Source organism: Kribbella sp. NPDC049584, assembly GCF_040675555.1.
Taxonomy (GTDB): domain Bacteria; phylum Actinomycetota; class Actinomycetes; order Propionibacteriales; family Kribbellaceae; genus Kribbella.
Genome location: NZ_JBFAPF010000016.1, coordinates 115,768 through 132,901 on the forward strand (window position 1 = coordinate 115,768; position 17,134 = coordinate 132,901).

At 67.9% G+C, this 17,134-nt stretch carries 18 protein-coding genes and 1 pseudogene; 11 read left to right on the forward strand and 8 right to left on the reverse strand.

Going from position 1 to position 17,134, the window contains the following annotated elements; all coding sequences use genetic code 11:
- Positions 1–15: 15 nt before the first annotated feature.
- From AB0J62_RS38545 to dgoD, 5 genes and pseudogenes are all read left to right on the forward strand, one after another.
- On the forward strand, positions 16–1,263 hold the full coding sequence (locus AB0J62_RS38545; protein WP_350849865.1) for a DUF4032 domain-containing protein: 1,248 nt from the start codon (positions 16–18) through the stop codon (positions 1,261–1,263).
- Positions 1,264–1,314: 51 nt separating this feature from the next.
- Positions 1,315–1,473: pseudogene (locus AB0J62_RS38550) on the forward strand (SigE family RNA polymerase sigma factor); the annotation flags it as partial.
- A gap of 74 nt (positions 1,474–1,547) precedes the next feature.
- Positions 1,548–1,808: a sigma-70 family RNA polymerase sigma factor gene (locus AB0J62_RS38555; RefSeq protein WP_363882416.1), complete on the forward strand. Its 261-nt coding sequence runs from the start codon at positions 1,548–1,550 to the stop codon at positions 1,806–1,808.
- Entirely contained in the window at positions 1,808–2,848 is a 1,041-nt protein-coding gene (locus AB0J62_RS38560; protein WP_363882190.1) for a hypothetical protein, read from the forward strand. Before AB0J62_RS38555 ends, AB0J62_RS38560 begins: the two co-directional genes overlap by 1 nt.
- Before the next feature lie 53 nt (positions 2,849–2,901).
- Entirely contained in the window at positions 2,902–4,047 is a 1,146-nt protein-coding gene (gene dgoD / locus AB0J62_RS38565; protein WP_363882192.1) for a galactonate dehydratase, read from the forward strand.
- Positions 4,048–4,072: 25 nt separating this feature from the next.
- Here the strand turns inward: dgoD and AB0J62_RS38570 are convergent, their stop codons facing one another.
- The 3 genes from AB0J62_RS38570 to AB0J62_RS38580 are packed head-to-tail and all read right to left on the reverse strand — an operon-like array spanning position 4,073 to position 6,447.
- On the reverse strand, positions 4,073–4,534 hold the full coding sequence (locus tag AB0J62_RS38570) for an NUDIX domain-containing protein (RefSeq protein ID WP_363882194.1): 462 nt from the start codon (positions 4,532–4,534) through the stop codon (positions 4,073–4,075).
- The gene (locus AB0J62_RS38575; RefSeq protein WP_363882196.1) at positions 4,531–5,298 is read right to left on the reverse strand and encodes an SDR family NAD(P)-dependent oxidoreductase; all 768 of its coding nucleotides are present in this window, start codon (positions 5,296–5,298) and stop codon (positions 4,531–4,533) included. The genes AB0J62_RS38570 and AB0J62_RS38575 overlap by 4 nt, the downstream gene beginning before the upstream one ends.
- A complete protein-coding gene (locus AB0J62_RS38580) occupies positions 5,299–6,447 on the reverse strand; it encodes an acyl-CoA dehydrogenase family protein (protein ID WP_363882199.1) in 1,149 nt (382 codons plus the stop codon).
- Positions 6,448–6,533: 86 nt separating this feature from the next.
- Between AB0J62_RS38580 and AB0J62_RS38585 the strand changes: the two genes are divergently transcribed.
- The 3 genes from AB0J62_RS38585 to AB0J62_RS38595 all read left to right on the forward strand — a co-directional run bounded on the left by AB0J62_RS38585 (position 6,534) and on the right by AB0J62_RS38595 (position 9,268).
- Positions 6,534–7,118, forward strand: coding sequence for a TetR/AcrR family transcriptional regulator (locus AB0J62_RS38585; RefSeq protein ID WP_363882201.1), 585 nt, complete (start codon positions 6,534–6,536; stop codon positions 7,116–7,118).
- Between the two features lie 250 nt (positions 7,119–7,368).
- Positions 7,369–8,247, forward strand: coding sequence for a S1 family peptidase (locus tag AB0J62_RS38590; protein ID WP_363882203.1), 879 nt, complete (start codon positions 7,369–7,371; stop codon positions 8,245–8,247).
- Positions 8,248–8,389: 142 nt separating this feature from the next.
- Positions 8,390–9,268, forward strand: a complete 879-nt coding sequence (locus AB0J62_RS38595) for a S1 family peptidase (protein ID WP_363882418.1) — start codon at positions 8,390–8,392, stop codon at positions 9,266–9,268.
- A gap of 47 nt (positions 9,269–9,315) precedes the next feature.
- Here the strand turns inward: AB0J62_RS38595 and AB0J62_RS38600 are convergent, their stop codons facing one another.
- From AB0J62_RS38600 to cysS, 4 genes are read right to left on the reverse strand one after another with little or no spacing between them, the layout of a single operon-like run.
- A complete protein-coding gene (locus tag AB0J62_RS38600) occupies positions 9,316–9,720 on the reverse strand; it encodes a type II toxin-antitoxin system VapC family toxin (protein ID WP_363882206.1) in 405 nt (134 codons plus the stop codon).
- Positions 9,717–9,998, reverse strand: coding sequence for a type II toxin-antitoxin system prevent-host-death family antitoxin (locus tag AB0J62_RS38605; protein WP_363882208.1), 282 nt, complete (start codon positions 9,996–9,998; stop codon positions 9,717–9,719). Before AB0J62_RS38605 ends, AB0J62_RS38600 begins: the two co-directional genes overlap by 4 nt.
- Before the next feature lie 31 nt (positions 9,999–10,029).
- A complete protein-coding gene (gene rlmB, locus AB0J62_RS38610; protein ID WP_363882210.1) occupies positions 10,030–10,995 on the reverse strand; it encodes a 23S rRNA (guanosine(2251)-2'-O)-methyltransferase RlmB in 966 nt (321 codons plus the stop codon).
- 1 nt (position 10,996) lies between these two features.
- A complete protein-coding gene (gene cysS / locus AB0J62_RS38615) occupies positions 10,997–12,424 on the reverse strand; it encodes a cysteine--tRNA ligase (RefSeq protein WP_363882212.1) in 1,428 nt (475 codons plus the stop codon).
- 133 nt (positions 12,425–12,557) lie between these two features.
- Here cysS and AB0J62_RS38620 point away from each other — a divergent pair, with 133 nt between their 5' ends.
- From AB0J62_RS38620 to AB0J62_RS38630, 3 genes are all read left to right on the forward strand, one after another.
- Positions 12,558–13,415 (forward strand): lysozyme, encoded by an 858-nt coding sequence (locus tag AB0J62_RS38620; protein ID WP_363882214.1) that lies wholly within the window; start codon positions 12,558–12,560, stop codon positions 13,413–13,415.
- Between the two features lie 31 nt (positions 13,416–13,446).
- Positions 13,447–14,004: a GNAT family N-acetyltransferase gene (locus AB0J62_RS38625; protein WP_363882216.1), complete on the forward strand. Its 558-nt coding sequence runs from the start codon at positions 13,447–13,449 to the stop codon at positions 14,002–14,004.
- A 61-nt stretch (positions 14,005–14,065) separates the two neighbouring features.
- On the forward strand, positions 14,066–15,358 hold the full coding sequence (locus tag AB0J62_RS38630) for a peptidase C39 family protein (RefSeq protein WP_363882218.1): 1,293 nt from the start codon (positions 14,066–14,068) through the stop codon (positions 15,356–15,358).
- An 80-nt stretch (positions 15,359–15,438) separates the two neighbouring features.
- Here the strand turns inward: AB0J62_RS38630 and AB0J62_RS38635 are convergent, their stop codons facing one another.
- Positions 15,439–17,133 carry a DUF2207 domain-containing protein gene (locus tag AB0J62_RS38635; RefSeq protein WP_363882221.1) on the reverse strand — a complete coding sequence of 565 codons (1,695 nt, stop codon included), beginning with the start codon at positions 17,131–17,133 and terminating at the stop codon, positions 15,439–15,441.
- Position 17,134 lies beyond the last annotated feature (1 nt).

Sequence of the window (17,134 nt, forward strand, 5' to 3'; positions counted from 1 at the left end):
CGCTGAACCCTCAGGATTCCTGACAGACTGGGAGCTGTGCCCCGATTCGTCGCCACCCGCCCGGATACCGGCCTGCTGTCGCTCCCCTGGGACGTCCCGCTCGAGGACTGGCCGGAGGACCAGCTCGTCGCGCTGCCGCGCGGTATCTCGCGGCACGTCGTCCGCTTCGTCCGGGTCAACGGCACGGTGTACGCGATCAAGGAGGTCCTCGAGCATCTGGCGATGCACGAGTACCGGCTGCTCCGCGACCTCGAACGCCTCGAGGCACCGTCGGTAGAGCCCGTCGGCGTGATCACCGACCGGGTCGACCGCGACGGCGAGCCGATCGACTCGATCCTGATCACCCGGCACCTTCAGTTCTCGCTGCCGTACCGCGCACTGTTCTCCAGCACGCTCCGGCCGGACACGGTCAACCGGCTGATCGACGCGCTGGTCGCGTTGATCGTCCGGCTGCACCTGCTCGGGTTCTTCTGGGGTGACTGCTCGCTGTCCAACACCCTGTTCCGACGTGACGCCGGCGCCTTTGCGGCGTACCTGGTGGATGCCGAGACCGGTGAGCTGCACCAGGACATCTCCGACGGGCAGCGGGCACACGATCTGTACACCGCGGAGATCAACCTGTTCGGTGAGCTGCTCGACCTGCAGGAGGGCGGTCTGCTCGACGAGTCGATCGACCCGCAGGAAACGGTCGAGTCGATCCAGAAGCGGTACGAGGCGCTCTGGGCCGAGCTGACCGCCCCGGAGGAGTTCGCCACCGACGAGATGCACCGGCTGGACTCGCGGATCCGGCGGCTGAACGAGCTCGGCTTCGACGTCGCCGAGATCGACATCATCACCGACTGGGACGGCAGCCAGGTCCGGATCCAGCCGAAGGTCGTCGACGCCGGCCACCACTCCCGCCGCCTGCTCCGCCTCACCGGACTGGACGTCGAGGAGAACCAGGCGCGCCGGCTGCTCAACGACCTGGACGCGTTCGCCGCCGCGACCGACCAGCAGAACGAGGACGAGGAGATCGTCGCCCACCAGTGGCTGACCGATGTCTTCGAGCCCGTCGTCCGCTCGGTCCCCCGCAACCTGAACCGCAAGCTCGAACCCGCCGAGGTCTTCCACGAGGTCCTCGAACATCGCTGGTTCCTGTCCGAACAGGCCGGCCACGAGGTCGACACGATGGAAGCGGCCCGCTCGTACGTGAACGACGTACTGGCCGCCAAGCCGGACGAGAAGCTCGCGCTGCCGACACCGTCTCTCCCCGAGCCCGACTGAGGTTTGCAACGTTCCGGGCCTCCGTGACGTGATCAGGGTGGGAGGTGCCGGATGGAGACACCCGACTTCGACGACTGGGTCACTCAGCGCGGCGGTGCGCTGCTGCGGTTCGCGTACCTGGTCACGCGCGACCACAACCGCGCGGAGGAAGCGGTCCAGGACGCCCTGATCGCGGCGTACTCACGCTGGTCGAAGATCTGCCGCGCCCAAGATCCGGAAGCCTACGTACGCCGCTGCATCGTCAACGCCGACATCTCCCGCTGGCGCCGCTTCTTCCGCCGCGAATCCCCGACCGAGAACCCGGTACGTCGGCCGCAGCGCCGGATCACGCCGTCAACCAGGCCGAACACGACGCGGTCTGGGCGTTGTGCGCGACGCTGCCCGCGAAACAACGAGCAGCCGTCGTACTGCGCTACTACGAGGATCTCCCGGACGCGGAGATAGCTGTGATCCTGGACTGTTCCCCCAGCACCGTCCGCTCGCAGATCCATCGTGCGCTGGCAAGCCTCCGCACCACCATCGAAACCGAGGAGGTCCAGCGCTGATGGACCGCTCCGAGCAACTCATCGCCGACAGCCTGTCGAAGCACGCCGCGGACGCTCCCACCGACGACAACCTCCTGGCCGGCGTACACGCCCGCCTGCGCCGTCGCCGCACCAGCCGCGCGGTCGGCGCTGTCGTTGTAGCGGCCGCTGCGGTCGCTACTGCGATCGTCGCGACACACACCCTGACCTCGGGGCTGCGGACCGACCCGCAGGTCAGCCGGCCGGGCCCGCCCGCTGCCGGATGGCGCTGGGAGTCGTACAAGACGGTGCAGGTGCAGGTGCCGACGAGGTGGACGCAGTACATCTCCGGGCCGGCACCCTGTACGACGTTCGCAAACTCGGCCGTCCCCTCGATCGGACGGTTGAGCGGCTGGCTCAGCAAGAGCTGGTACACCTGCGAGTACGCCGTACTGCCACTGAACAAACGGCAGCCGTATCTCTGGTTCGACGACGTGCAGGCGCCCGGAATCAAGCACTACGACGGGGGGTGGACCGAAGAGACCCGGCTCGTCGGCGGGACGAAGATCAGCGTGCTGACGAACGACGACACGCTCCGCCGCCGCATCGTCGACTCCGCCCGCCCGATCACTGGCACCGACTACTACGGCTGCACGCCGACCCTCCCCGACCCGCACGGCACCGGGCTGAAGGCGAACGAGCGGTTCACCTCGGCCGGCGTGTGCGAGTACTGGCGAGGCACGCTGATCGCGGGAACCGACCTCGCCGCCGGACCGGCCTCAGCCTTCGCACGACGAGTGAACGATTCGCCCGAAGGGCCGCCGCCGGCTCGCGCCAAGGGGTGCGGCAACATCAACCAACGCACCTTCGTCGTCACCTTGCACACCGGCGCCACGTCGTACCCGGTCTGGATCACCTCCGACTACTGCTCGGTCGACGGAACCTTCGCGACCGACGACGGAAGAACCCAGCGGCGTGCCGACGCGATCACGCTCGACCTCGTCCAGCAAGGCGTCCACAAACCGCACCAACCAAGCGACATGTTCGACCCGCCGCGCGCCATCACCCCACCGGCCCGCTGAAGTCTCAGCCGGTCCGGCGGTTTTCCACAGCAGATGTTGACTAGGGTTGAAACGTGAAAATTGTGGGCTACGAGACGTTCCTGGTCGCGCCGCGGTGGCAGTTCCTGCGGATCGATACCGATGAGGGGATCAGCGGTTGGGGTGAACCGATCGTCGAGGGGCGGGCCGAGGCGGTGCAGGGAGCCGTTGCGGCCTGTATGGAGTACCTGGTCGGCACGGATCCGTTGCGGATCGAGGAGCACTGGCAGGTGCTGGCCAAGGGCGGGTTCTATCGCGGCGGTGCAGTGCTGTCGAGTGCACTGGCGGGCATCGACCAAGCCTTGTGGGACATCAAGGGGCGGCATCACGGCGTACCGGTGCATGAACTGCTTGGCGGGCCGGTGCGTGACCGGGTCCGGATGTACACGTGGGCGCACGGGGTCGACAACGCTGCTCTTGTCGACGATGCGCAGGCCAAGGTCGCGAGCGGGTTCGCCGCGGTGAAGATCAACGTGTCCGAGGCGCTGCCGCCGATTCCGGGTGCCGCCGAGGTGCGGCGGATGGCCGCGCGGGTCGAGGCGCTGCGGACTGCGCTCGGCGATGGCGTCGACATCGCGCTCGACTTCCACGGGCGGCTGAGTACGGCGGCCACTCGGCAGCTGCTGCCGTTGCTCGAGCCCTTGCTTCCGTTGTTCGTCGAGGAGCCGGTGACGCCGGAGTACTCGCGCGATCTGCGCCGGATCACGGAGTCGACCAGTATTCCGATCGCCACTGGCGAGCGGTTGTTCTCCCGCTGGGACTTCCGGGATGTATTGACGACCGGGATCGCGGTCGCGCAGCCGGACATCTCGCATGCCGGCGGCGTCTCCGAAGTACGGCGGATCGCCGCGATGGCCGAGGCGTACGACGTGAATGTCGCGCCGCACTGCCCGCTCGGGCCGATCACGCTGGCGGCGAGCCTGCAGATCGACTTCGCGACACCGAACTTCCTGATCCAGGAACAGAGCCTGGGCATCGAGTACGGCGGCGGGAACGAGCTGCTCGACTACCTGGTGGATCCTGGCGTGTTCACCTTCACGGACGGGCATGTGGAGCGCCCGACTGGACCCGGGCTGGGGATCGAGGTCAATGAAGAGGTAGTCCGCGAGGCCGCCGCGAATCCGCACCGCTGGCGCTCACCGATCCTCCGCCACGAAGACGGTTCATTCGCCGAGTGGTGACCCGGCACGGTGTGAGGCGGCAACTTCAGCTCGCGCGAGCCAGCGCTCTCAGCAGCCACTGGGAGAGCGGCGCGTCACCGAGCTCGTCGAGATCCGTCAGCCAGCGGGCCTCGGCGAGCTCTGGTGAGAGGGCGAAGGCTTCAGACGTCGCGGACGCCGTGAGGATCGTGAGGGTGTCGTGTTTGCCTTCCAACGTGGTGACGGTGGTGTCCAGGACCGTGAAGGATTCCGGGGCGAGCACAAGGCCCAGCTCCTCGTGGAGCTCGCGCGCAGCCGCCTCCGCGGGCGTTTCGCGCGCGGGCTTGTAGCCGCCGCCGGGTAACGCCCAGCGGCGGGTGTCGCCGTAGGAGTGGCGGACGACGAGGAAGCGGCCGTCCGCCTGCCGTACAAGGGCTTTCACGCCGAACGTGGTCGGTCGCCGGATCCGCCACCACAGTTGGACGAACGGCGATCCCGCACGCAGCAGGATCGCGGGAACGCGGATCAACGCGGCGGCATCCGCAGTGCGCCGTCGAGGCGGATGACCTCGCCGTTCAGCAGCTGGTTGTCGAGGATATGCCGCACCAGCGCGGCGTACTCCGACGGCTTGCCGAGCCGCGACGGGTGCGGGACTTGCTGCTCGAGCACCGCCCGCGTCTCCTCCGGAAGTCCGGCGAGCATCGGCGTCTCCATCGTGCCGGGCGCGATCGTCACGACCCGGATCCCCTTGTCCGCAAGGTCTCTCGCCGCCGTCAACGTGAGCGCGACGATGCCGCCCTTGCTCGACGCGTACGCCGCCTGCCCGATCTGGCCGTCGTACGCCGCGATCGACGCGGTCATCACGACGACGCCACGGTCACCGTCCTCACCGGGCTCCAACGCGATCATCCGCTCGGCCGCCAGCCGGAGTACGTTGAACGTGCCGATCAGGTTCACCTCGATCACCTGCCGGAACATTGCCAGCGGCAACGGACCCTTGCGGCCGACGACGCGACCGGGCGTCGCGATGCCGGCACAGTTCACGACCACCCGCAGGTCACCCAGGCCGGCCGCCGCGTCGAGCGCTGCCGTCACCCCGGCCTCGTCGGTGACGTCGGTCGGCGCGAACACCACCCGGTCGCCGAGCTCGTCCGCCACCGCCTTGCCCGCGGACGACGGCAGGTCGACGATCACCACGCCCAGTCCGTCGGCGGCAAGCCGTCGTACCGTCGCCTCTCCGAGCCCCGAACCACCACCGGTCACCAGGGCGACGTCGGACGGACCGAACTTCATCTACACACTCCTGAGGATTTCGCGGCTGATGACCAGTCGCTGGATCTGGTTGGTGCCTTCGAAGATCTGGGTCACCTTGGCCTCACGCATGTACCGCTCGGCCGGGAACTCCCGGGTGTAACCGTACCCACCGAGCACCTGCACCGCGTCGGTGGTGACCTTCATCGCCGCGTCCGTGCAGACCAGCTTGGCGATCGCCGCTTCGCGGGTGAACGTCCGGCCGAGATCCCGCCGGCGCGCGGCGTGCAGGTACGTCGCCCGCGCGGACTCGACCGCGGCCGCCATGTCGGCGAGCAGGAACTGCATCCCCTGGAAATCCGCGATCGCGTGCCCGAACTGCCGGCGCTCCTTCGCGTACGACGCGGCGACGTCCAGCGCCGCCTGCGCCAACCCGACCGCACACGCCGCGATCCCGAGTCGCCCGGAGTCCAGCGCGGACAACGCGATCCGCATGCCGTCACCCTCCGCACCGATCAGATTCGCGGCCGGGATCCGGACGTTGTCGTAGTTGACCAGCGTCGTGGTCGAGCCGGTCAGGCCCATCTTCCGCTCGGGCGCACCGAAGCTCAGCCCCTCGGCCGAACCGGGCACGTGGAACGCCGAGATGCCGCGCTTCGGGTCCTCCGAGGTCCGGGCGAACGTCGTGTAGAAGTCCGCGTGAGAGCCGTGGCTGATCCACGACTTCGTACCGTTCAGGACGTACGAGTCGCCGTCCCGGACGGCCCGGGTCGTGAGCGAGCTGATGTCGGAACCGGCCTGCGGCTCGGACAGCGCATAGGCCCCCAGCAGCTCGCCGCCGACCATGTCCGGCAGCAGCCGGTCCTTCTGTTCCTGGGTCCCGAACGTCGCGAGGGCGTAGCTCGTCATCGTGTGCACCGAGACGCCGACACCGACGGACATCCAGGCGGACGCGATCTCCTCGAGCATCTGCAGGTACACCTCGTACGGCTGCTCCGCGCCGCCGAACTGCTCCGGGTACGGCAGGCCGAGCAGGCCGGCCTTGCCGAGGGTGCGGAACGCGTCCCTCGGGAAAGTCTCGTTCTCCTCCGCACGAGCGGCGTGCGGGGCGAGCTCGTGCTCGCACAGGTCCCGGACCAGGGCGAGTAGGTCAACGGATTCGTCAGAAGGCAGGAGTCGGTCGACAGCCATCAGGAACCCCCTCTCCACAGCTGACGAAATGATACTACCGACGATACTGGCGAACATAGTTCCGTATCGTTCTATGCTGTCTCGATATGACAACAGTCGTTCCGGGGCGGCGGACCCGCCGTCAGTCCGAGCTCCTCGACCGGCTCCTGTCCCTGTTCCTCGAGCAGGGGTTCAGCCGCTTCACCCTGGACGACCTGGCCGCCGAGCTGCGTTGCAGCAAGACGACCCTTTACGCGCTGGCGCCGAGCAAGGAACAGCTCGCCGTCGAGGTGGTCAAGCACTACTTCAAGAACGCGACCGCGCAGGTGGAGTCCGCGGTCGTCCGCCAGACCCGCCACGACCGCCGGATCGCGGCGTACCTGAACGCCGTCGCGGACGCGCTGCGGCCGGCCAGCCGGACCTTCCTGGACGACGTGGCGACGTTCGCGCCGGCCCGGTCCGTGTACGAGCGGAACACCCGGATCGCCGCGGAGCGGGTCCGGCAGCTGATCGAGGACGGGATCAACCACAAGACGTTCCGGCAGGTCGACATCGCGTTCGCGGCCGAGATGATCGCGCACACCATGCAGGCGATCCAGCGCGGCGACATCGCCCGGCGTACCGGCCTGAACGACGCCGAGGCGTACCGCGAACTCGCCTCGTTCGTCCTGCACTCCCTGCGCCTGGACTGAACCACTGGGTGCGCCTCCCGACCCCACGCCGTAGCGAGCAGGTGCTCGGCGGAGTGCCTCGGCGTGCTGGAGCGGAGGGGTCGATGCGGTGTTCATCGTTCCCTTCGCTCCAGCACGCCGAGGTGCCCGCCGAGTGCCGCGCAGTAGGCGTGGGGTCGGGAGGCGCACCCTTGCACCTCTAAGGTTGGGGACTCGTCCTCTTGCTGCCATCTTGCGCATCAGAGCCGTACGCCCCGGAAGGCTGATGATTATGAAAACCCTGCGACGAACCGCGGCCGTGGTGGCGGCCGCCGCGCTCGCCCTGGCCGCCGCCGTACCGGCCAAGGCGGACCCGGTGAAGCCGCCGCGACTGTCCGCCAAGGCAATCACCGCGACGCTGAACGACCAGATCAACACCCCCGGTACGGCGTGGATGACCAAGCCGGACGGGACCGTCGTGGTGTCGTACGACTCCACGGTCACCGGCACGAAGCTGACCAAGCTGACCGGCCTGACCAAGCAGCTCGCCTCCAACATCACGATGGAGAAGCTGCCCGGCAAGCTGCAGAAGTACATCAGCGGCGGCATGGCGACGTTCGGGGGCCAGTACAAGTGCTCCGTCGGCTTCAACGTGCAGCGACGCGGTAAGTACTACTTCCTCACTGCCGGTCACTGCGGCGTCGCTGCGGCCCGCTGGTACCAGGACCAGAACCACGCTGTGTACACCGGCGCCGTGGTCAGCGCCAGCTACCCGTGGAACGACTACTCGCTCGTCGTCTACCGCACCGACATCAAGATGAAGCCGCCGGGCGGCAGCGTCTACCTGTACAACGGGCACTCGCAGGACATCACCACCGCGATGAACCCGGGCCTCAACCAGCTGGTGTACCGCGCCGGTGCCACCAGCGGCCTGCACAGCGGCCGGGTGACCGGGCTGAACGCGACCGTGAACTACGGCGACGGACGCGTGGCAGGCCTCATTCGCACCAGTGTGTGTGCCGAGCCGGGTGACTCGGGCGGTCCGCTGTTCTACCGCCAGTGGGCGTTCGGTCTGACCTCCGGTGGCTCGGGCGACTGCAAGACCGGTGGAGTGACCTACTTCCAGCCGGTGGTCGAGGCCCTCAACGTGTACGGCGTCTCGATCTACTGAGACAGGTCGGGGTGCAGGTTTCCCCTACTCTCCGGAACCTCTTGAATACTCAGGGACATCCGGGGTAGGACTGGAGACGGTTGAAGTCAAGGACGCCCCGCCCCGAAGGCGTCCTCATCGTGAGGAGGCTGAAACCGTGAACATGTCCCCATTCCGCCGTACCACCGCTCTCCTGGCCGCGGCCGGGCTTGCTGCCGCCGGACTTCTGGCGTCGCAGGCCTCGGCCGCGCCGGTCAATCCCGCCGCCCTGTCCGCATCCGCGATCACGTCGACGTTGAGCAAGGACGCGACGATCCCGGGTACGGCGTGGCAGACCGACCCGAACGGCCGGATCATCGTGTCGTACGACGACACGGTCACCGGTGCGAAGCTGTCGAAGCTGACCAGTGTGACCAAGCAGTTCGGCGACCGGGTCACGCTGGAGAAGATGTCCGGCAAGCTGACGAAGTACATCGCCGGCGGCGACGCCATCTACGGCGGGCAGTACCGCTGCTCGCTCGGCTTCAACGTGCGCAGCGGCAGCACGTACTACTTCCTGACCGCGGGTCACTGCGGCAACATCGCGTCGAGCTGGTACTCGAACTCCAGCAAGACCACCCTGCTCGGCACGACGTACGGATCGAGCTTCCCGGGTAACGACTACGCGATCGTCAAGTACAGCACGTCGTACACGAACCACCCCGGCACGGTGGACCTGTACAACGGCACCTCGCAGGACATCACGTCCGCCGGCAACGCAACTGTCGGCCAGGCGGTCAAGCGCAGCGGTAGCACCACCGGTGTGCACAGCGGCACGGTCCAGGCAGTGAACGCCACGGTGAACTACGCCGAGGGCACCGTCACCGGCCTGATCCGCACCAACGTCTGCGCAGAGGGCGGCGACTCCGGCGGCGCGCTGTTCGCCGGCACGGTAGCCCTCGGCCTCACCTCCGGTGGCTCCGGCAACTGCTCCTCCGGCGGCACCACCTACTTCCAGCCCGTCACCGAAGCCCTCTCCCGCTACGGCGTGAGCGTCTACTGATCCAAACATGACTGTGGGCCCGGAGCGACTCCGGGCCCACAGTGCTGTCAGGCTGGCGAGAGGACCGGGAAACCCAACTCCTCGGCCGCGCTGGTCAGCTCCTTGTCGTAGGTGACGAACTCAGTCAGCTCCGACCGGAAGGGCTCGGCGCTCGCCAGATGGATCGCATCAAGCGAACCCAGCTTGGCCGTCCGGTACGCCATCGCCCGACCGAGGACGGTCGACGTCAGATCGACCAGATAGACCCCACGAACCGCCTGCCCGGCGAAGTACGGCACCTGCTGGTGATCAACTCCGGCCCGGAGCAGTGTGCGAGTGATCTCGAGGCTCGCCAGCTCGCTGGTGACCAACTCCGTGTCCGCAGACAGCCCCTCACGCCAAGCGCGCAGCGCGGGGGACTCCGCCTCCGGCTTGATGAACTTGAGCAGAGCGCAGGAATCCAGGTAGATCACCTGCGCCGCTCCTCGTCCCGATCGGCGATGAGCAGATCGGAGAGGCTGTCGACCCCGGGCGCAAGCTCGAGCATCAGGTCCGGCATTCCGAGTTCGGCCGGCGGTGTCACCTCGCCCGAGTCGATCATGTGCTGCAGGACCCCGGGCTGCTCGACCTCCGGCACGAGACGAAGGACCGGACGACCTCGATCGGTCACCACAATCGTCTCGCCGGCCCGGACCCGAGCCACCGCCTTCGACGGGTTCTGGTTCAGCTCCCGCAATCCGATCGTTCTCATAGCACCAATGTAACTACATCATGTAGTTACATCAAGAGGCGCGGCGGCGGGAGATTTCGTAGAGGGTTACGCCGGCGGCTATGCCGGCGTTCAGGGACTCGGCGGCGCTGGTCATCGGGATCGAGACGATGAGGTCGCAGTTCTCGCGGACCAGGCGGGCCAGGCCCTTGCCTTCGGAGCCGATGACCAGGACCACGGGCTCGGTGGCGGCCTCGAACTCCGGGAGCTCGACGGCGCCGTCCATGTCCAGGCCGATGATCAGCAGGCCGGCGTCCTTGTAGGACTTGAGGGCCCGGTTGAGGTTGCCGGCCCGGGCGACGGGGATGCGGGCCGCGGCGCCGGCGGAGGTCTTCCAGGCCGACGCGGACATCGACGCCGTACGACGCTCCGGTACGACGACACCGTGGGCGCCGAACGCGGCCGCCGAACGGGTGATCGCGCCGAGGTTGCGCGGATCCGTCACGCCGTCGAGCGCGACGATCAGCGGCACCTCGCCCAAGTCGTGCGCCCGAGCGACCAGGTCGTCCGGGTGCGCATACTCGTACGGCGGGATCTGCAGCGCGACGCCTTGGTGCGAGCCGCCCGCGGTGACCCGGTCGAGCTCGGTCCGCGGCACCTCGAGCACCGAGACACCGGTCTCGACCGCGACCAGCAGCGCCTCGCGCAGCCGTGCGTCCCGCTCCGTGCCCTCGGCGACATGCAGAGCCGACGCCGGCACGCCGGCCCGCAACGCCTCGACGACCGGGTTGCGTCCGTACACCCACTCGACGGTTGCGTCGCCGTCCTTGCGCGCCTGCCGCCGGGGCGCGCGCTCCCGCTCCTTGGCGCGCTCGGCCGCCTTCGCCCGCTTGTGCGCGGGGTGCTTGACCCGGTCCACCGCCTTCGGCGTCGGGCCCTTGCCCTCGAGACCGCGGCGAACCCGCCCGCCGGACCCAGCCGTCGGGTTGCCCCGCGGCTTCTTCCGGATGGCTCCCTTGCGCTGACTACTGCCTGGCACTTCAGCTTCCTTCGTCTGTTGATGCGAGGGACCAGCGTGGTCCCTGCGGGGTGTCCTCGACGACGACGCCGAGCGCCTTCAGCCGGTCGCGGACGGCGTCCGCGGCGGCAAAGTCCTTGCGTTCCCGAGCGGCCTGTCGCTGCTCCAGCAGCGCCTTCACCAGCCCGTCGACGACCTCGGTGAGCTCGTCGCTGCCACCGGTGCGCGACACCCACGGCTCGGCCAGCGGGTCCAGCCCGAGCACTCCAAGCATCCCGCGCACCGATGCGAGGGTCTCCCGCAGCAGCACCGAGTCCCCGTCGGCGACCAGCTTGTTGCCGTCCCGGACAGTGTTGTGCAGCACGGCGACGGCGGCCGGCGTGCCGAGGTCGTCGTCCATCGCGGTCTCGAACTCCGCGGGCAGCTCGGCCGCCGGCTCGACCCCACCGGTCACCTCGACGGCCCGGGTGATGAAACCGTCGATCCGCTGGAAGCTCTTCGCGGCCTCCTCGAGCGCCTCGAACGAGAACTCGACCACCGACCGGTAGTGCGACTGCACGAGGTAGTAGCGCAGCTCGATCGGGCGGACCCGCTCGACCACGTTCCGCACAATGGCGCTGTTGCCCATCGACTTCGACATCTTCTCGCCGGCCGTGGTGACGAGCGCGTTGTGCATCCAGAACCGGGCGAACTTCTGCCCGGCCGCGGTCGACTGGGCCAGCTCGTTCTCGTGGTGCGGGAAGCGCAGGTCGAGCCCGCCGCCGTGGATGTCGAACTCCTCGCCGAGGTACTTGCCTGCCATCGCCGAGCACTCGATGTGCCAGCCCGGGCGGCCGCGTCCCCACGGCGCCGGCCAGGAGGCGGTCCGCGGCGTGGCCTCGGTCCAGCCCTTCCACAGCGCGAAGTCGCGCGGGTCCCGCTTGCCGCGCGGATCGGCGTCCTCGGCGGCTTCCATGTCGTCGATCTTCTGGTGCGACAGGGCGCCGTACGCCGGCCAGGCCTTCACGTCGAAGTAGACGTCACCGGATCCGTCCGGAGCGACGTACGCATACCCGTCCGCGATCAGCTGCTCGATCAGCTCGATCATCTCCGGGATGTGCCCGGTGGCGCGCGGCTCGTACGTCGGCGGGCGGCAGCCGAGGACGTCGTACGCCCAGTGCAGTTCGCGCTCGAACTCGTAGGCGTGCGCCCACCACGGGACGCCGCGGTCGGCCGACTTGGCGAGGATCTTGTCCTCGATGTCGGTCACGTTCGCGATCACGGTGACCTCGTAGCCGGAGCGCTCGAGCCAGCGGCGCAGTACGTCGAAGACGACTTCCTTGTAGATGTGCCCGACGTGCGGGGCACCCTGCACCGTCAGCCCACAGTGGTAGATGCCGACCTTGCCCGGGTGGACCGGCTCGAAATCTCGCACTGCTGCCGTCGCGGTGTCGTACAAACGAAGTGTCACCGGTCAAGGGTAACGGGAGGTTACGTAGGTAAATAATCACCTGCACCACAGCTTCAAAGGTTGATTCTTTCCGAAGCCGGGGAAGAATGAGTCCCGAGCGCTCTGTCCGCCCCTCATCGCTCTGGAGGAAACCGTGAAGTCCGCCCTTTTCACGGGTGCCGCCGTGACTCTTGGCCTGTTGCTGGCCTCGATCGGCTCCGCCCAAGCAAGCACCATCGCCACCGATGGCAGCACCTCGTCCCACCAGCCCACCGCCCAAGCCCGTCAGCACGGCATCGAGAAGGCCGGCGACGCCTACATGGGCTGGGTGCAGAACACCACCACGACCGCCGCCGCGGCGGCCACCGCGGCTCCCGCGGTGATGGCGCCCGACGCCACGGTCGAAGGCATCGACGTGTCCAGCCACCAGGGCAATGTCGACTGGACCGCGCAGTGGAACGCCGGCAAGCGGTTCGCCTACACGAAGGCGACCGAAGGCAACTACTACACGAACCCGTACTTCGCCCAGCAGTACAACGGTTCCTACAACGTCGGGATGATCCGCGGCGCGTACCACTTCGCCACACCGAACGACTCCAGCGGCGCCAACCAGGCCACGTACTTCCTGGCCCACGGCGGCGGCTGGTCCAGGGACGGCAAGACGCTGCCGGGTGCACTCGACATCGAGTACAACCCGTACGGCGCCACCTGCTACGGGCTGAGCGCGGCCTCCATGGTCGCGTGGATCCGGGATTTCGCGAACACCTACAAGGCTCGCACCGGCCGGGACGTGCCGATCTACACGAACCTGGACTGGTGGACGCGCTGCACCGGCAACAGCACCGCGTTCAACACCACCAACCCGCTGTGGGTCGCGAAGTACGCCTCCTCGCCGGGGACGCTGCCCGGTGGCTGGCCCTTCCACACCATCTGGCAGTACAGCTCGACGCCGATCGACCAGGACCGCTTCAACGGCGACATGTCCCGGTTGCAGGCACTCGCCAACGGCTAAACAGGTTGCGGTGGTCGCATAGTCTCGATCGGTGAGCTACCCGCTGCCGATCGAGACCGACCGCCTGACACTGCGTCGCTATGTCGAGACCGATTACGACGACCTGCTGAAACTGCAGTCGAACCCGGACGTCACCCGTTACCTGCTGTACGACGTACGGACGCCCGAGCAGGTCAAGGAGGCTCTCGCCGGCCGGATGGCCGACGTTGCGATGGACCGCGACGGTCAAGCGCTCACCGCCGCGGTCATCCTCCGGGACACCGGCCGGCACCTCGGTGAGGTCGTGCTGTTCCTGAACAGCGTCGAGCAGCGCACCGGGGAGATCGGGTACGTCTTCCACCCGGAGTCGGCCGGTCACGGGTACGCCAGCGAAGCCGCTGTCGAGCTGCTCCGCATCGGGTTCGACGAGCTCGGTATGCACCGGATCATCGCCCGGCTGGACGCCCGCAACGACGGTTCGGTCAATCTGCTCAAGCGCCTCGGCCTGCGCCAGGAGGCGCATTTCGTGCAGAACGAGTACCTCAAGGGCGAATGGACCGACGAACTGGTCTTCGCGATGCTGAAATCGGAATGGAACAAGCGTTCGTAAGTTTTTGGCTTCGGCGCGCTGTCACATGGCAGTCAGTGCCATCCAGGTCTACCGTCAAACTATGACTTCCGCCCGTTCCGTCACCGCCCTCATCATCGGGGCGGTTGTGCTCAGCGCCGGCACTCTGCCGAGCGAAGCCGTCAAGGTTGCCCCGGCCCGGGAGATCGCCTATCGCACCTGGACGTCGACCACCGACTTCCTGGCCGGCGACCAGTTCGGCACCACCGTCACCGACGGCGCCCTCACCTTCGGTACGTCGACCGGCACCACGTCGTACGTCGATCCGTTCGGCGACGGCACCGCCAAGAACTACGACCAGACCAGCTGGATCTCACCCCACGTCAGCACCGGCTTCGGGCTGACCGAGCTGGTCGCCTCATGGAACGCCACCACTCCGCCCGGCACGTGGATCGAAGTCTCGATGGCCGGCGTCACGGACACCGGCGCCACGACCAAGTGGTACGTGATGGGTCGCTGGAACAGCGGCGACGACACTGCGGCCGGTGACATCCACCGGACGTCGGTACCGAGCCAGGGTGATGCGAACGGATCTGTTGCCGTCGACACCTTCCAGGCAGCCACCGGTCACTGGCTGGATCGCTGGCAGCTGAAGGTCACGCTTTACCGGCTCAGTGGTACGACGCAGTCGCCGGTCGTTCGGTCCGTCGGCGCGATGGCCTCCCGGCTGCCGTCCGACAAGAAGGTTGCCGTGAGCCCCCTCGGCGGCGCGGAAGGCATGGTGCTCGACGTGCCGACGTACTCGCAGGAGACGCACATCGGCCACTACCCGCAGTGGGACGGCGGTGGCGAGGCCTGGTGCTCGGCGACGTCGACAGCGATGGTCCTGGACTACTGGGGCGCCGGTCCGACCGCGGCCGAGACCGCCTGGGTCGATCCGTCCGATCCGGATCCGCAGGTGGACCACTCGGCCCGGTCCGTCTTCGACTACTCCTACGACGGTGCGGGCAACTGGCCGTTCAACACGGCGTACGCCGGGAGTCGCGGCATGGACGCCTTCATCACCCGGCTGCGGTCGCTGACCGAGGCGGAACAGTTCATCAAGGCGGGGATCCCGCTGGTGGCCTCGCTGTCGTTCAAGAAGGGCGATCTGCCCGGCGCCGGGTACGGCACCAACGGGCACCTGATGGTGATCGTCGGGTTCGATGCCGCCGGCAACGTGGTGGTGAATGATCCTGCGTCGCATCTGATCGCGAGCGACGACCAGGTGCGGACGACGTACGACCGGACGGCCTTCGAGAACGCCTGGGTTCCGCACTCGGGCGGACTCGTCTACGTGATCCACCCGGAGGGCGTGCCGCTTCCGGCCATCTCTGGTCCGCAGCACAACTGGTAGACCCAGAAACGACAGAGCCCGCCACGCCGGGGCGGCGTGGCGGGCTCTGTTCCTTATGGATCTTTATGGATCCTTACGGACTAGCGGGCGAACAGTGCGCCCGTCAGGTTCGTGGTGAGGTTGCGGAGCGAGTCCGGCAGGTACTGCAGGTGCCAGCCGCGCGGACCGCGGTACCAGGTGAAGCCTTCGTCCTCTTCGTCCGGCGTGGTGTCGGTGGCAACCAGTGCGTCGATCCAGCGCTCCGATCCGCCCAGTACGACGGCGTACGGCAGAGCGCGTGAGCAGAGCTCGGCGTGCTGGTCGGTCGGCAGTTCGCTGACGTCCATCTCCAGCAACTCGCCGCGGATCGCGGCGACCTGACCGAGGACGCGGCCTGCCGCCGGAGCCTTGGCCGGCATGTAGCGACCGACCACGAGCAGTCCGATGCCGACCAGTGTGATCGCGATGCCGAGCAGACCCCAGGTCGACAGCAGTGCCAGCAGAACGGTCGCGACGACGCCGATCACAGTGGTGGCGATGCCGATCGTTGCCCACAGCGACCGGGTCCGGTCCGGGCGCTCGGTGAACCAGCCGCGCTTGACCACGCCGTCATACAGCGCGTCCTGCACCTGCTCGAGGTTCGCGCGGACCTGGCGGCCGAGCTCGGAGACCAGCACCGAGTCGGCGTCGCCGAAGATCGCGCGGATCAGCACGTTCTCGTAGCGCTGCAACTCTTCCGACGGCGCGTTCGAGACCCGGCGCAGCTCCCAGTCCGGACGCGAGAACTCCGTGTTGTGCTCCTGCTCGATGATCGTGATGTGCCCGCGGACGGCCAGGTCGATGATCGTCGCGGTCACATCGACCGGATCGATCCGCTCGTCGATCAGCGTGCCGACCTCACCGGGCCGCAGGTCCGACGGCGGCGAGAAGTTGATCCGCGCATCGGTCCCGAGGCTGAACAGCGATGCCGGTACGACGCGGCGCGGGTCGACCTGGTCACGGCCACGCAGCCGGTACAGGACGAACAGCGCGATCGCACCGAGCAGCAGCACGGCCAGCGCTGTGATCAACTGCGCCGCGTCGGTGGAGAAAGCGCGCTTGAAGGTGTGGCGGTACTCGACGATCGAGTTGGCCGCGATCTGGCCCTTTGGGAAGCCGACCGCCATCCGGACCGTGTTGCCCGGCGGCAGGTTGGCCTGCTGGAAGGTCGGACCGGACGTCTCGCCGATCTGCGCCAGCGTGCACGGGATGTTGCTGTCGATCGGCCCCGCGAAACACGAGACGTGCGAAACCTCAGGGACGCTGTAGACCACGTTCGCCTGCTGGATCGGGATGCTGATACCGGTCAGCGGCGCGAACCGCACCTCGGTGCCGTCCAGGACCGTCGCCACCGCGCCCTTGACCGTGTACGAGAAGTCGAGCTCCGTCGTACCGCTGTCGATGCCGGGGACGGCGATCGACGTGACGTCACCGTCGGTCTTGACGTCCGCCTTCTTCTCCTGGCCGCCGGCCTTGACCTGCAGGTCGTCGATCTCCTGGACGTGGTCGATGTCGTTGGGCAGGTGGTCCCGCGTGACGATGAACCGGGTGAAGGTCCCGTTCACGTTGCTGAGCTTCCAGGTCTCCGCAACCCGGAGCAGGCCGTCACGTTCGACCCGGACCTGGCTGTCGTAGTTGGTCACCACCGGGTCGGCGGCAGCGCCGGTCCCGGAGGTTCCGGTCGCGCCTGCCGGGACAGTGGACAGGCCGAGCAGGCCGAGGGCACACAGGGAGAGCCCGAGGAGACGTAGACGCATC

What these genes read in the sequence shown, in the direction of transcription:
- AB0J62_RS38590 (WP_363882203.1), top strand. Translation starts at nt 7,369, where the DNA reads ATGAAAACCCTGCGACGAACCGCGGCCGTGGTGGCGGCCGCCGCGCTC.
- AB0J62_RS38595 (WP_363882418.1), top strand. Translation starts at nt 8,390, where the DNA reads ATGTCCCCATTCCGCCGTACCACCGCTCTCCTGGCCGCGGCCGGGCTT.
- AB0J62_RS38635 (WP_363882221.1), bottom strand. Translation starts at nt 17,133, where the DNA reads ATGCGTCTACGTCTCCTCGGGCTCTCCCTGTGTGCCCTCGGCCTGCTC.
- AB0J62_RS38630 (WP_363882218.1), top strand. Translation starts at nt 14,066, where the DNA reads ATGACTTCCGCCCGTTCCGTCACCGCCCTCATCATCGGGGCGGTTGTG.
- AB0J62_RS38605 (WP_363882208.1), bottom strand. Translation starts at nt 9,998, where the DNA reads ATGAGAACGATCGGATTGCGGGAGCTGAACCAGAACCCGTCGAAGGCG.
- AB0J62_RS38585 (WP_363882201.1), top strand. Translation starts at nt 6,534, where the DNA reads ATGACAACAGTCGTTCCGGGGCGGCGGACCCGCCGTCAGTCCGAGCTC.
- AB0J62_RS38580 (WP_363882199.1), bottom strand. Translation starts at nt 6,447, where the DNA reads ATGGCTGTCGACCGACTCCTGCCTTCTGACGAATCCGTTGACCTACTC.
- AB0J62_RS38560 (WP_363882190.1), top strand. Translation starts at nt 1,808, where the DNA reads ATGGACCGCTCCGAGCAACTCATCGCCGACAGCCTGTCGAAGCACGCC.
- AB0J62_RS38575 (WP_363882196.1), bottom strand. Translation starts at nt 5,298, where the DNA reads ATGAAGTTCGGTCCGTCCGACGTCGCCCTGGTGACCGGTGGTGGTTCG.